We start from the raw sequence: 14,188 nt of genomic DNA, 5'->3' as shown, positions 1-14,188 counted from the left end.
CTGTCCCGCCCTTACGGGTGGGACGTGTGCGACAGGTGGGGTGCAGCCTCTGCGCGGCGTGGGTCGGCCGGACCCACCCGGCTGGAGGGCTACCTGCTACTGCGCGCTGCGGCTGTCGGTGACGACGCCGGGCCAGGCCTCGACGAGCCCGTCGAGGGCGGGGGCGGTCTGGTCGGGGCCGAGGACCGAGCGCAGCTGGGCGACGACGACGTGCCGGACGGCCGGCCAGGCGTCGACGGACGCGAGCTCGGGGTCGATGCAGCCGTCGGAGGCGAGCCGCACGAGGTTCGCGGGGATCGGCACGCCGAGCAGCTCGGCGACCGAGAGCAGGCCGGCGTCGCCGTCGCCGACCTCGCACAGGTCGCTGAACGCGAGGTGGCCGGCGCCGCCGAGGACGACGATGCGCTTGGGCGCCGACATGGCGACGTACGCCTGCTCCATCCGCTCCTGGGGAACGATCTCGTCGGCGCCGCCGACGAGCAGCACCCCCGGCTGGGCGGGCACCTCGGTGGCGCCCTCGTCGAGCGCCCCGGTCGCGGCGCCGGCCATGCCGACCCAGGTGTCGACGCGGGCATCGGCGACGGCGAGGTTCTCGACCGCGCGGCCGCCGGCGGAGTGGCCGACCGCGCCGACGCGGGTCATGTCGACGCGCTTGTGCAGCCAGCTCTTCTTCGTGCGCGACGTGGTGCCGAGCAGCGTGATCGTGTCGCGCAGGTCCTGCACGTCGGTGGTGGTGCCGGCCTTGCCGCCGAGCACGGTGGTCATCGTGCGGCTGCGGTGGTCCGGCGCCGCGACGACGTACCCCCACGACGCCAGCGCCGCGGTCAGGAACGTCGACTGCTGGCGGAAGCCGGCGAACCCGTGGCTGAAGACCACGAGCGGGAAGCCGCGCCGCGCGATCGGTGCGCGCCGCACGCCGCCGCTGGGGTGGGTGACGGTGGCGCCGGCGGGGACGAGGCCCAACAGGTTGGGCGGGAGGTACTCGACGATGTCGTAGGTGCCCTCCGGCCTCCCCGCGACGTCGGCCGGACGGGTCGGGTACCAGACCTCGACCAGCGCACCCGACCGCAGCCGCATGGAGCGCTGGCCGACGCCGTACGGCCCGTCCTCCGCGTACGCCGTGGGGCTCGGGGCGGCCTCGTCGGCAGTGGCGGGCGCGGGGCCGGCGGGAGCCGCCGGGGCGGGGCCGGACAGCACGCCGAGGGCGAGGGCGGCGGCCGAGGCGGTGGTCGCGAGGACGCGCGTCGCGCGGGTGAGGCGGGTCACGTCCCGCACCGTAGGGGTCGGCGCGCGCCGGCGCAGGCAAAACGAGTCGCCCTCGGGCGCGGAGCAGCGGACAATCACCGTCCGTGGGACACGTGGACGTCGCCGGAGTGCGCTACGAGCTGCCGGACGGGCGGGTGCTGCTCGACGACGTGTCGTTCCGCGTCGGCGAGGGGCAGAAGGTCGCGCTCGTCGGCGCCAACGGCGCGGGCAAGACGACGCTGCTGCGGATCGTCACCGGCGAGCTCCAGCCGCACGCCGGGGTCGTGACGCGCAGCGGCGGCCTCGGCGTCATGCGCCAGCACGTCGCGCACGGCTCGACCAGCGTCGCCGACCTGATGCTGAGTGTCTCCCCGCCGCGGGTCCGCGGGGCCGCGGCGGAGGTCGACCGGCTCGAGCTGGCGCTGATGGAGACCGACGACGAGCGGACGCAGATGGCCTACGCGACGGCGTTGGCGGAGTACGCCGACGCCGGCGGCTACGACGTCGAGGTCACCTGGGACGTGTGCACGACGGCCGCGCTCGGGCTGCCGTACGACCGCGCGAAGTACCGCGAGCTGACCACCCTCTCCGGCGGTGAGCAGAAGCGGCTCGTCCTGGAGTTCCTGCTGCGCGGACCCGACCAGGTGCTGCTCCTCGACGAGCCCGACAACTACCTCGACGTGCCCGGCAAGATCTGGCTCGAGGAGCGGATCCGGGAGTCGGACAAGACCGTGCTGATGATCAGCCACGACCGCGAGCTGCTCAGCAACACCGCGACCCGGGTCGTCACCGTCGAGCTGGCGAGCGGCGGCCCGGGCGTCGGCAACTCGGTGTGGACGCACGCGGGCGGCTTCGCGTCGTACCACCAGGCGCGCACGGACCGGTTCGCGCGCTTCGAGGAGATGCGCAAGCGCTGGGACGAGGAGCACGCCAAGCTCAGGGCGCTCGTGCTCCGGCTCAAGGTCAAGGCGGAGTACAACGACGGGATGTCGAGCCAGTACCGCGCTGCGCAGACCCGGCTGCGGAAGTTCGAGGAGGCCGGCCCGCCGACCGAGCAGCCGCGCGAGCAGCAGGTCGCGATGCGGCTCAAGGGCGGCCGCACCGGCAAGCGCGCGGTCGTCTGCGAGCAGCTGGAGCTCACCGGGCTGATGCGCCCCTTCGACCTCGAGGTCTGGTACGGCGAGCGGGTGGCCGTGCTCGGCTCGAACGGCTCCGGCAAGTCCCACTTCCTGCGGCTGCTCGCCGCCGGTGGCAGCGACCCGGACGTGGAGCACCGACCCGTGGGGGAGGTCGAGGTCCGCCCCGTCGCGCACACCGGCCGGGCCAAGCTCGGCGCCAGGGTGCGGCCGGGCTGGTTCGTGCAGACCCACGAGCACCCCGAGCTGGTCGGCCGCACGCTGCTGGAGATCCTGCACCGCGGCGACGGCCACCCGGGTGGTCGCCAGGGCATGGGGCGCGAGCAGGCCGCGCGGGTGCTGGACCGCTACGAGCTCAGCGCGTCGGGCGAGCAGACCTTCGAGTCGCTCAGCGGGGGGCAGCAGGCGCGCTTCCAGATCCTGCTGCTGGAGCTGTCCGGCGCCACCCTGCTGCTGCTCGACGAGCCGACCGACAACCTCGACGTGCAGAGCGCCGAGGCGCTCGAGGAGGGGCTGGCCGCCTTCGAGGGGACGGTGCTCGCGGTGACCCACGACCGGTGGTTCGCCCGCGGCTTCGACCGGTTCCTCGTCTACGGCGCCGACGGCGAGGTCTACGAGTCCGCGGGCCCCGTCTGGGACGAGGGACGGGTGGCGCGGGCGCGATGACCGAGCACGGGAGCGGGCGCCTGCGGATCGTCCCGGTCGATCCGTTCGACGACGCCGCCCTCGAGGCCTGGCACGCGGTGTACGTCGCTGCGGCCGTGTTCGGCTACGAGGACACCGCGGCGCCCTGGCAGCTCGAGGAGGCCCGCGTCCTGCTGCAGGAGCCGACCTCCGACACCTGGGGCGCGGCCTGGGCCGGGGTGCTCGGGGACGGCCCCGGAGCGCCGGTGGTCGCGGCGGGCTGGATGGAGACCCCGCTGCGCGACAACCTCGAGCGGGCCGACGTGGAGGTGCACGTGCTGCCCGGGCACCGCCGCCGCGGGCACGGCACCGCGATGCTCCAGCACCTCGAGCGGGTCGCCCGCGAGCGCGGCCGCTCGATCCTGCTCACCGAGGCGCACCACACGTACGCCGCCGGGCCGGCCGGCGCGGGCGAGCCGGGCCCGGAGTTCGCCCGCGCCCGCGGGTTCACGCTCGGGCTGGGCGACGTCCAGCGTGAGCTGCGGCTGCCGGTGGCCGAGGAGCGGCTCGACCGGCTGGCCGCCGAGGCGGCGCCGCACGGCACGGCGTACACGCTCCGGTCGTGGGTGGGGCCGGTCCCCGACGAGCTGCTCGCCGGGTGGGCGGAGGTGACCGCGTCGCTGATGACCGAGGCGCCCGTCGGTGACCTCGCGCTCGAGCCGGAGCTGCCCGACCCCGACGGGGTGCGCGAGCGCGAGCGGGTCGTCGCGCGCCAGGGCCGCACGACGTACAACACCGCCGCCCTCGACGCCGACGGCGCCGTGGTCGCCTACACCGACCTGGCGACGACCGTGCACGAGCCGGGCCGGGCCTACCAGTGGGGCACGCTCGTGCGGCGCGCCCACCGCGGCCACCGGCTCGGCCTCGCGGTCAAGGTCGCCAACCTGCGGCTGCTGCAGGCGCAGCGCCCCGACATCACGCGGGTGACGACCTACAACGCCGAGGTCAACGACCACATGATCGGTGTCAACGAGCTGCTCGGCTTCCGCCCGGTGGCCCGGCTCGCCGAGCTGCAGAAGATCCTCTGAGGCCGGTTCACCCGTCGGGCCACTGGGCGGGTCAGTCGTCGGTGGCGTCGGAGTCGAGCTCGAGGTCGACCGTCTGCTCCTCGCCGTCGCGGACGAAGGTCACCGTGACCTCGTCGCCGGGCCGGTAGGAGCGGATGGTGGCGACCAGCGAGTCGGCGCTGGTGATCGTGCGGTCGTCGACGCCGGTGATCACGTCGCCGACCTCGATCCCCGCCTCGCCCGCGGTCGAGCCCTCGCCGACCTCCTGCACCTGGGCGCCCATGACGTCCGCGGTCGGCGCCTCCTCCTCCGGCTCCTGGCCGGGGAAGCCGCCGGGGCCCTCGGGCAGCTGCACCGAGCCGCGGGCGCCGGGGTCGCTGACGGAGATGCCGAGCCGCGCGTGCGTGGGCTCCTCGCCCATCTTCATCTGGTCGACGATCGGCAGCACCGGCGCCATCGGGATCGCGAAGCCGAGGCCGATCGAGCCGCCCTCGCCGCCGAGCCCGGTGGAGGAGGTGCGGATGGAGGAGTTGATGCCGATGACCTGGCCGGCCATGTTGACCAGCGGCCCGCCGGAGTTGCCGGGGTTGATCGCGGCGTCGGTCTGGATCGCGGGGTACGTCGTGGAGTTCTGCTCGTCGTCGGTGCCGACGTTGACCGGCCGGTCGAGCGCGCTGACGATCCCGCTGGTCACGGTGGACTCCAGGCCGAACGGCGAGCCGATCGCCACGACCTGCTCGCCGACGTCGAGCGCGCCGGAGTCGCCGATGGTGGCGGGCGTGAGGTCCTCGACGTCCTGGGCCTGGATGACCGCGGTGTCGGTGAGCGGGTCACGGCCGAGGATCTCGGCGCTCGCGCGGCTGCCGTCGCTGAACGCCACGGCGATCTCGCCGCCGTCGGCCGCGAGCTCGATGACGTGGTTGTTGGTCAGCACCAGCCCGTCGGAGCTCAGCACGATGCCCGAGCTCGATCCCGCCTCCTGCGTGCCGCGGACCTCGATCTGCACGACCGAGGGCAGGACCGCTGCCGCGACCTGCTCGACCGAGCCCTCGGGTGCCGGGTCGTCGGAGGTGCTCACGACGGGGGACGCCGCGACCGCGCCGCTGCCGCCCGCCGTGCCGTCGTCGTCGTACGCCGACCACAGCGCGGCGCCGCCGACGCCCGCACCGCCGCCGACGACCAGCGCACCGGCGAGGACCGCGGCCGCGAAGCCCTTGCGTCCACGCGCGCGGTCGCTCGCGGCGGGCTGCGGCGACGGCGACCCCGGAGCAGTGCCCCAGCCGGCCGGCGGACCCGACGGCGGAGGGCCGGCCGGGTAGGCGTGCAGCGGGGCGGTGTCCTGCGGGTCGTGCGAAGGGCGGTCGTTCTCGATCATGGCTCCACGGTGCCCAGGGTGCCTGTGACGATCCTGAGACGCGGCTGGTCGCTTGGGCAGAAGGGGTCGACGGCGCCTGTGATGTGGACCACAATCGCGCCATGACTGCCACCGCACCTCCGACCGGCCTCGACAGCACGGCCCCCGACCCGGTCTTCGTCGACGACCGCCTCGCCCACTGGGCCCACACCACGCCCGACGCCGAGGCGATGACCTACCTCGGCCGCACCTGGACCTGGGCGCAGTGGGACGAGCGGGTACGCCGTGCGGCCGGCGCCCTGCAGGGGCTCGGCGTGGGGCGCGGGGACGTCGTGGCGTTCCTCGACAAGAACCACCCGGCCTGCGTGGAGCTGTCGCTGGCGGCCGGCTCGCTCGGCGCCGCGAACGCGATCGTCAACTGGCGCTCCTCCGGCGACGAGGTCGAGTACGCCGTCAACGACTCCGGCGCGAAGGTCCTGGTCGTGGGCAGCGAGCTGGTGGCCACGGTCGAGGCGATCCGCGACCGGCTGCCGCAGGTGGAGCACGTCGTCGAAGTGACGCCCGAGGGCACGGACGGCGACGCGTGGGAGGCGCTGCTCGCCGGCGCGACGCCCGTCGACCGGCGGCCCGAGGTGGAGCCGGACGACGTGTGCCTGGTGATGTACTCCTCCGGCACGACGGGCCGGCCCAAGGGCGTCATGCTCACCCACCGCAACATGGTCAGCCACACGATCAACGCCCACGACGGCTGGGGCTTCGAGCCCGGCGACAAGTCGATGGTCGCGATGCCGCTCTTCCACGTCGGCGGCTCGTCGTACGTCCTGTTCGGCATCCACGACGGCATCCCCAGCGTGATGACCCGCGATCCCGACGGGATGTCGCTGGCCGGCGCGATCCTCGCCGGCGCCAACCGGACCTTCCTGGTGCCCGCGGTGCTCGCGCAGGTGCTGCAGTCCGGCGAGGACGCGGTCAAGCTGTTCGGAGCGCTGAAGACCTACACCTACGGCGCCGCGCCGATGCCGCCGCCGCTGCTGCGCGCCGCGATGCAGGCCTGGCCGGACACCGACTTCATGCAGGTCTACGGCCTCACCGAGGTCGCCGGCGTCGCCACCCACCTGATGCCGGAGGACCACCGCACCGCGGAGTCGTCCGGCCGCCCGGAGCGCCTGGTCTCGGCGGGCAAGGCGGTGCCCGGCGTCGAGATCCGGATCGTCGACCCCGCCACGCTCGAGGACCTCCCGGTCGGCACGCACGGCGAGATCTGGCTGCGCACCCCGCAGCTGATGAAGGGGTTCCTCAACAAGCCGGAGGCGACCGCGGAGGTGATCGTCGAGGACGGGTGGTTCCGCACCGGGGACATGGGCAAGCTCGACGAGGACGGCTACCTCTTCGTCGAGGACCGGCTCAAGGACATGATCATCAGCGGCGGCGAGAACATCTACAGCCCCGAGGTCGAGCGGGTCCTGGCCGAGCACCCGGCGGTCATGGAGGTCGCGATCATCGGCGTCCCCGACGACACCTGGGGCGAGTCGGTCAAGGCGGTCGTGGCGTTGAAGCCGGACGCGTCGGCGACCGAGGAGGAGATCATCGCCTACTGCCGCGAGCACCTCGCGCACTACAAGTGCCCCCGCAGCGTCGACGTCCTCGAGGCGCTCCCGCGCAACCCGACGGGCAAGATCCTCAAGCGCACGCTGCGGGCGCCGTACTGGGAGGGACGCGCGCGCGGTGTGAACTGACCTCCGGACCGGTCCGGTGGGGAACGTGCGCGGACCGCGGCGCCCACAGGCCGGTAACAGTCGCCCCACAAGCACCCCGACACCACTCCACCCGCTGCCACGGTGCCCGCGAGGACTGGGCACGACCAGCAGGGGCAGCGGGGGAGTGGTGTCGCCATGGGCGCACGCATGCAGGGGTTGCTGGCCACCGCGGTGGCCGGCGACGTACGGTCCGGGTGCGGTAGGCGGCGCCTGACGCCCGTCGTCGGGGTAGTAACGGTCGGAAACGTCCGTGACTACCCCGGCGACGGACGTTTCTGCCCGTTACTACCCCGCGGTCGGGTCAGACGGTCAGGCCGAGCGACCGGAGACGCAGCCGGGTGTCGTCGGCACCGGTGAAGAGGACGCCGGCCATGCCGAGCGCGTCGGCGGCCTCGATGTTGGCGGCCCGGTCGTCGACGAAGGCCAGCGAGTCCAGCGGCAGGCCCATCCGCTCCGCGACGAGCTCGTAGGCGCGCCGGTCGGGCTTGGCGACCCGCTCGGTGCCGGAGACGACCACGCCGTCGAGGAGGGCGACGACCTCGAAGCGCTCGGGCGCGTGCGGGTAGAGCTCGTCGGACCAGTTGGTCAGCCCCCACTGCGGCACGCCGGCGGCGCGCAGCCCACGGACGAGGTCGGCGGTGCCGGGCACCTCGCCGAGGAGGGAGGCGGCGAAGTTCGCGCGGTACGCCAACGCGTGCTCCAGCCAGTGCGGGTGCGTGCGGCGTACCTCCGCCTCGGCGTCCTCCCACGTCCCACCGGAGTCGGGCCCGTGGTTCCACGCCAGGAAGTCGAAGTCGGGCGCGGTCAGGAACCGGCGCGCCTCGTCCTCGCCGACCCCCGCCGCGATCGCGGCCAGTGGGTCCCAGTCGATGAGGACGTTCCCGAAGTCCCACACCACACCCCGGACCGCGCCCTGGATCGGGCCCCGGACGCGCACGACCCCGGACGGCGAGCCGTCCGGGGTCGTGATCGGGTCCGGGTCCTGCGTCAGGCCCACCGCTCGGAGGCCGGGGTGAACGTGAGCCCCCGGTCGCCGGTGTAGATCTGCTTGGGACGGGCGATCTTCTGCTCCTTGTCCTGGGTCAGCTCCAGCCACTGGGCCAGCCAGCCCGGGGTGCGGCCGATCGCGAACAGGACGGTGAACATCTCCGGCGGGAACTGGAAGGCCTCGTAGATCAGGCCGGAGTAGAAGTCGACATTCGGGTAGAGCTTGCGCTTGACGAAGTACTCGTCCTCGAGCGCGATCTTCTCCAGCTCCAGCGCGATGTCGAGCAGCGGGTTGGTGCCGGTGACCTCGAAGACGTCGGTCGCGGCCTTCTTGATGATCCGGGCGCGCGGGTCGTAGTTCTTGTAGACCCGGTGGCCGAAGCCCATGAGCCGCTCGTTGCCGTTCTTCACGCCCTCGATGAAGGCGGGGATGTTCTCCTTCGAGCCGATCCGGCGCAGCATCCGCAGGACCGCCTCGTTGGCGCCGCCGTGCAGCGGGCCGAAGAGCGCGCCCACGCCGGCCGAGACCGCGGAGTACGGGTCGACCTGCGTCGAGCCGACCGAGCGCACGGCATTGGTCGAGGCGTTCTGCTCGTGGTCGGCGTGCAGGATGAACAGCACGTCGAGCGCCTTGACCAGCCGCTCGTCGGCGTCGTACTTCGACTCGCTCATCTTGAACAGCATCGAGAGGAAGTTGGCGGTGTAGCCGAGGTCGTTGTCGGGGTAGACGTACGGCTTGCCCTGCGCGTGGCGGAACGACCAGGCGCCGAGGGTCGGCATCTTCGCGATCATCCGCACGATCTGCATGTGGCGGTTGTCGGCGTCGGAGATGTTGCGCGCGTCGGGGTAGAACGTCGACAGGGCCCCCACCGACGCCATCAGCATCCCCATCGGGTGCGCGTCGTAGCGGAAGCCCTGCATGAACGTCTTGACGTTCTCGTGCACGAACGTGTGGTAGGTGATCTCGTGCACCCACGCGTCGTACTGCGCCTTGTCGGGCAGCGAGCCGTGGATCAGCAGGTAGGCCACCTCGAGGAAGTTCGACTTCTCGGCCAGCTGCTCGATCGGGTACCCGCGGTACTCCAGGATCCCCTCGTCACCATCGATGTAGGTGACGGAGCTGCGGCACGAGGCGGTGTTGACGAAGCCGGGGTCGTAGACGGCCAGGCCCGGAGCGTCCTCCCCGGACTTGATCTTCCCGAGGTCCGCGGCCTTGATGGTGCCGTCGGTGATCGGGACGTCGTACTCCTGTCCGGTGCGGTTGTCGCGGACGGTGAGAGAGTCAGTCACGTCACCAACCTAGACCGGGGACGGGAGTCGCGTTAACCCGGTGTCCCGCGACCCGGTACGGGAGTCAGTGCCGGACCCGGGTTCAGCCCCCGGATCTGCGCCCGGATCAGTGCCCGGGCCGGAGGCCGCGTTTTGACCCTCGGGTCCGCGCCGCCGTAGTCTTGCCGGTCGCGACTCCTGCCGCGCTCGTCCCCTCTCGTGGGGCGGGTGCAGATCCGGACGCCGAGGCCCTCCGGGGGCTCGGGCGAGCCGGGCCGTGTTCGTCAGAAGCCGCAGCAGCACCACCCGCACGGGACCGCCGTGCGGGCACCACGAACGAAGAGAGCCTCAGCCGTGCGTACGTACGCCCCGAAGCCCGCTGACATCCAGCGCGAGTGGCACGTCATCGACGCGACCGACATCGTCCTCGGTCGCCTCGCCGTGCAGTCCGCCAACCTCCTGCGCGGCAAGCACAAGCCGATCTTCGCGCCCAACGCCGACACCGGCGACTTCGTCATCGTCATCAACGCCGAGAAGGTCGCGCTGTCGAGCAACAAGAAGACCACCAAGATGGCCTACCGCCACTCCGGCTACCCGGGCGGCCTCTCGGCCACCCCGGTCGGTGAGCTCCTCGAGAAGGACGCGCGCAAGGTCATCGAGAAGGCCGTCTGGGGCATGCTCCCCAAGAACCGCCTCGGTCGGCAGATGCTGAAGAAGCTCAAGGTCTACAGCGGCCCGAACCACCCGCACCAGGCCCAGCAGGCCGTCCCGTTCGAGATCACCCAGATCTCCCAGTAATCGACTGCCCTACCGAAAGTCTGAGTGAGGATCACCGTGGCTGAGACCACCGACACCAACACCGAGGTCGAGGAGACCTACGAGGTCAACGAGCAGGGCGTCGCCTACAGCTCGGAGAGCGCGCCGTCCGCGGACGCGCCGGCCCGTCCCGCGACCATCGCCCCCGGCGCGGCCACCGGCCGTCGCAAGGAGGCCGTCGCCCGCGTCCGCATCGTCCCCGGCACCGGCCAGTGGACCGTGAACGGCCGGACCCTGGACTCCTACTTCCCCAACAAACTGCACCAGCAGGTCGTGAACGAGCCGTTCGCCGCCCTGCAGCTCGAGGGTCGCTTCGACGTCATCGCCCGCATCCACGGCGGCGGCATCACCGGTCAGGCCGGCGCGCTGCGCCTCGGCGTGTCCCGTGCGCTGAACGCGATCGACGTCGAGGCCAACCGCCCGACCCTGAAGAAGGCGGGCCTGCTGACCCGCGACGCTCGTGTCATCGAGCGCAAGAAGGCCGGTCTGAAGAAGGCGCGCAAGGCGCCGCAGTTCAGCAAGCGCTGACGTCCCACGTGGGTCGTCTGTTCGGCACGGACGGGGTCCGGGGCCAGGCGAACGGTGTCCTCACCGCTTCGCTGGCCCTGGACCTCTCCGTTTGTGCCGCCCGGGTGCTGGTCGACCACGGCGAGTACAAGGGCTCCCGCCCGCTCGCCGTCGTCGGCCGTGACACCCGGATCTCGGGCCAGTTCCTCGAGCACGCCGTCGTCGCCGGGCTCGCCTCGGCCGGTGTCGACGTGGTCCGCGTCCGGGTCGTGCCGACGCCCGGCGTGGCGTACCTGACCGACGCGCTCGGCGCGGACGTCGGCGTCGTCATCAGCGCCTCGCACAACCCGATGCCCGACAACGGCATCAAGTTCCTCGCCCGCGGCGGGATCAAGCTCGACGACGCGCTGGAGCGCGAGATCGAGTCGCTCATGGGCCAGCCGTGGCAGCCCCCGGTGGGCGGCGACGTCGGCCGCGTGACGCCGTACGCCACGCCCATCGAGGAGTACGTCGACCACCTGGTCGCCACCGTGCAGCCGCTCCGGGGGCTCAGGGTCGTCCTCGACTGCGCCCACGGCGCCGCGTCGGTCGCGGGCCCCCGCGCCCTCGAGGCCGCCGGCGCGACCGTCGTCGCGATCAACGCCGCGCCCGACGGGCTCAACATCAACGACGGCGTCGGCTCCACCCACCTCGGCCCGCTCCAGGCGGCCGTCATAGAGCACGGCGCGGACGCGGGCTTCGCGCTCGACGGCGACGCGGACCGCTGCCTGGCGGTCGACGCCTCCGGGCAGGTCGTCGACGGCGACCAGATCCTGGCGATCCTCGCGCTCGGCCTTCGCACCGCCGGCCAGCTCAAGGACGACACCGTCGTCGCGACCGTGATGAGCAACCTCGGCTTCGTCAACGCGATGCGCGACGCGGGGATCGAGGTGCGCCAGACCGCGGTGGGGGACCGGTACGTCCTCGAGGAGATGAACGCCCACCACTTCTCCCTCGGCGGCGAGCAGTCCGGCCACGTGATCATGCGCGACCACGCCACCACCGGCGACGGCATCCTCACCGCGCTGCACGTGCTCGAGCAGATGTCGCTGACCGGGCGGTCGCTGGCCGACCTCGCGTCGGTGATGACCCGCTTCCCCCAGGTGCTCGTCAACGTGCCGGGCGTCGACAAGACCCGCACCGACGACGAGGTGCTCGCGGCCGCGGTCGCCGAGGAGGAGGCCGCGCTCGGCGACTCCGGTCGGGTGCTCCTGCGGCCCTCGGGCACCGAGCCGCTGGTCCGCGTGATGGTCGAGGCCGCCACCGAGCAGGTCGCCCGCGACGTGGCCGACCGGCTGGCAAATGTGGTGCGGGAGCGGCTGGCGCTCTCGTAGCGTTGCGCGGCGTGCTGGACCTCGCTGCGACCGTGACCGAGATCGACCCCGCCGACGAGCGCGCCCTCCGCGCCTGGTGGGAGGTCGGCGAGGCCGCGTCGCGTGAGCGTGCGTACGACGCCTGGCCGACGTGGGAGGTCGCCCGCGTCGCCGTCCCGCGCCCGCGGCCCGACCTCGACGTGGTCCTCACGGTCGCCACCGACGCCGACGACCGGGTCGTCGGCGCGGGTCGGCTGCACCTGTTCCGCGCGGACAACCCGCAGCTCGCCGACCTCGAGGTGTACGTCGTGCCCGACGCGCGCCGGCAGGGCGTCGGGTCCGCGGTGCTCGCCGACCTCGAGGCCCGCGCGGTCGCCGACGGCCGCACCGCCCTGGTCAGCACGACCTACGCCCCGGTCGGCGCGGAGAGCCCTGGGACGATGTTCTGCGCGGCACGGGGCTACCCCGTGGCGAGCCGCGAGGAGACCAAGCTGGTCGACCTGCGGACGGCCCCGGCCGGCTGGGGCGAGCTCGACCGCCGCGAGGCCGACCGCATCGCGGCGTACTCCGTGGTCGGCTTCGAGCGCCGCGTCCCCGACGAGCACGTCGAGGCGTTCTGCGCGATGCTCTCGGTCTTCTCCTCGATGGTCCCCACGGGCGACCTCGAGCTCGGCCCGGCGTCGTGGGACGCCGAGCGGCTGCACGCCACCGAGCAGCGGTTCCTCGACAGCGGCCGCACCTGGGTCGGCGCCCTCGCGGTCGCTCCCGACGGCACCGCCTGCGGCTTCACCGAGCTCTCCGTCCACGACGTCGACCCCCGCCACGCCTCCGTCGGCGGCACGCTCGTGCTTCCCGAGCACCGCGGCCACCACCTCGCCCTCGCGATGAAGCTGCACAGCCACCGCCGGCTGCTCGAGCTGTTCCCCGGTTGCGAGCACGTCGAGACCGGCAACGCCGGCGTCAACGCCGCCATGAACGCCGTCAACGAGGCCATGGGCTACCGCGTCGTCGAGCGGGCGCTGGACGTGCAGAAGAGGGTCTGAGCTACAGCTTGCGCAGCCGCACGTAGCGCACGGAGTGGTCGCGGTCCTTGCGCATGACGAGCGTGGCGCGGGAGCGGGTGGGGAGGATGTTCTGGACCAGGTTGGGGCCGTTGATCGTGTCCCAGATCCGCTCGGCCTCGGCGACCGCCTCGTCGTGCGTGAAGGCGGCGTACTTGGCGAAGTAGGAGCCGGGGTCGCGGAAAGCGGTCTCGCGGAGGCGGAGGAAACGGGAGACGTACCAGTCGCGGATCTTGTCGCGGCCCGCGTCGACGTAGACGCTGAAGTCGAAGAAGTCGCTGACCGCGAGGCTGGTGCGGCCGTCGTCACGGACCCGGGCGGGCTGGAGGACGTTGAGGCCCTCGACGATGACGACGTCGGGCCGCTTGACGACGACCTTCTCGTCCTCGACGACGTCGTAGACGAGGTGGGAGTAGACGGGCGCCTCGACCTCGTCCTTGCCGGACTTGATGTCGACGACGAAGCGGAGCAGCGCGCGGCGGTCGTAGGACTCGGGGAAGCCCTTGCGGTGCAGGATGCCGCGGCGCTCGAGCTCGGCGTTGGGGTAGAGGAAGCCGTCGGTGGTCACGAGCGCGACGTTCGGGTGCTCGGGCCAGTGGGCCAGCATCTGCTGGAGGACGCGGGCGGTGGTCGACTTCCCGACCGCCACCGAGCCGGCCACGCCGATGACGAACGGCGTGCGCGGCGGCGTACGCCGGTGCAGGAAGTCCTCCTGCCTGCGGTGCAGGCGGCCGGCCGACTCGACGTACAGGCTCAGCAGGCGGCTCAGCGGCAGGTAGACGTCGCGCACCTCGTCGAGGTCGAGCGAGTCACCGAGGCCGCGCAGCGTGCGGATCTCCTGCGCGCTCAGGGGGCTCTCCGCGCCGGTGCCGAGGGCGGCCCAGGCGCTGCGGTCGAGCTCGATGTACGGCGAGGACTCCTTGGGGTGCTCGTCGGCGGAGACGGGACCGGCCCCGGTCATGGGACCCGTCGAGCCGGACGACCCAGGCGACATGCCGCGATTGTTGCAGCCG

The 14,188-nt window shown here is 72.7% G+C and carries 12 protein-coding genes; 7 read left to right on the top strand and 5 right to left on the bottom strand.

What is annotated here, in order from left to right; all coding sequences use genetic code 11:
* Positions 1–96 precede the first annotated feature (96 nt).
* A complete protein-coding gene (locus H7344_RS12645) occupies positions 97–1,266 on the bottom strand; it encodes an alpha/beta hydrolase family protein (RefSeq protein WP_186346386.1) in 1,170 nt (389 codons plus the stop codon).
* Positions 1,267–1,349: 83 nt separating this feature from the next.
* On the opposite strand from H7344_RS12645, the gene H7344_RS12640 reads away from it, so the two are divergent.
* Positions 1,350–3,047 (top strand): ABC-F family ATP-binding cassette domain-containing protein, encoded by a 1,698-nt coding sequence (locus tag H7344_RS12640; RefSeq protein ID WP_186346385.1) that lies wholly within the window; start codon positions 1,350–1,352, stop codon positions 3,045–3,047.
* Entirely contained in the window at positions 3,044–4,093 is a 1,050-nt protein-coding gene (locus H7344_RS12635; RefSeq protein ID WP_186346384.1) for a GNAT family N-acetyltransferase, read from the top strand. The genes H7344_RS12640 and H7344_RS12635 overlap by 4 nt, the downstream gene beginning before the upstream one ends.
* A 31-nt stretch (positions 4,094–4,124) precedes the next feature.
* On the opposite strand, the gene H7344_RS12630 is transcribed toward H7344_RS12635, so the two are convergent.
* Positions 4,125–5,447 (bottom strand): S1C family serine protease, encoded by a 1,323-nt coding sequence (locus H7344_RS12630; RefSeq protein WP_186346383.1) that lies wholly within the window; start codon positions 5,445–5,447, stop codon positions 4,125–4,127.
* A 101-nt stretch (positions 5,448–5,548) separates the two neighbouring features.
* Here H7344_RS12630 and H7344_RS12625 point away from each other — a divergent pair, with 101 nt between their 5' ends.
* The gene (locus H7344_RS12625) at positions 5,549–7,162 is read left to right on the top strand and encodes a long-chain-fatty-acid--CoA ligase (protein ID WP_186346382.1); all 1,614 of its coding nucleotides are present in this window, start codon (positions 5,549–5,551) and stop codon (positions 7,160–7,162) included.
* 322 nt (positions 7,163–7,484) lie between these two features.
* Here the strand turns inward: H7344_RS12625 and H7344_RS12620 are convergent, their stop codons facing one another.
* The gene (locus tag H7344_RS12620) at positions 7,485–8,180 is read right to left on the bottom strand and encodes an HAD family hydrolase (protein ID WP_229707103.1); all 696 of its coding nucleotides are present in this window, start codon (positions 8,178–8,180) and stop codon (positions 7,485–7,487) included.
* On the bottom strand, positions 8,171–9,460 hold the full coding sequence (locus tag H7344_RS12615) for a citrate synthase (RefSeq protein WP_186346381.1): 1,290 nt from the start codon (positions 9,458–9,460) through the stop codon (positions 8,171–8,173). Before H7344_RS12615 ends, H7344_RS12620 begins: the two co-directional genes overlap by 10 nt.
* A gap of 333 nt (positions 9,461–9,793) precedes the next feature.
* Between H7344_RS12615 and rplM the strand changes: the two genes are divergently transcribed.
* The 4 genes from rplM to H7344_RS12595 are packed head-to-tail and all read left to right on the top strand — an operon-like array spanning position 9,794 to position 13,157.
* The gene (gene rplM / locus H7344_RS12610) at positions 9,794–10,237 is read left to right on the top strand and encodes a 50S ribosomal protein L13 (RefSeq protein ID WP_186346380.1); all 444 of its coding nucleotides are present in this window, start codon (positions 9,794–9,796) and stop codon (positions 10,235–10,237) included.
* 36 nt (positions 10,238–10,273) lie between these two features.
* The gene (rpsI, locus tag H7344_RS12605) at positions 10,274–10,783 is read left to right on the top strand and encodes a 30S ribosomal protein S9 (protein ID WP_229707102.1); all 510 of its coding nucleotides are present in this window, start codon (positions 10,274–10,276) and stop codon (positions 10,781–10,783) included.
* Positions 10,784–10,791: 8 nt separating this feature from the next.
* On the top strand, positions 10,792–12,135 hold the full coding sequence (gene glmM, locus H7344_RS12600) for a phosphoglucosamine mutase (protein WP_186346379.1): 1,344 nt from the start codon (positions 10,792–10,794) through the stop codon (positions 12,133–12,135).
* An 11-nt stretch (positions 12,136–12,146) separates the two neighbouring features.
* Positions 12,147–13,157: a GNAT family N-acetyltransferase gene (locus tag H7344_RS12595; protein WP_186346378.1), complete on the top strand. Its 1,011-nt coding sequence runs from the start codon at positions 12,147–12,149 to the stop codon at positions 13,155–13,157.
* 1 nt (position 13,158) lies between these two features.
* On the opposite strand, the gene coaA is transcribed toward H7344_RS12595, so the two are convergent.
* Positions 13,159–14,136 (bottom strand): type I pantothenate kinase, encoded by a 978-nt coding sequence (coaA, locus tag H7344_RS12590; RefSeq protein WP_222130591.1) that lies wholly within the window; start codon positions 14,134–14,136, stop codon positions 13,159–13,161.
* Positions 14,137–14,188: the final 52 nt, after the last annotated feature.

The organism is Nocardioides deserti (assembly GCF_014266025.1).
Lineage (GTDB): Bacteria > Actinomycetota > Actinomycetes > Propionibacteriales > Nocardioidaceae > Nocardioides > Nocardioides deserti.
Note: the sequence above shows the minus strand (reverse complement) of the source record. Positions and strands in the feature narration are given on the sequence as shown.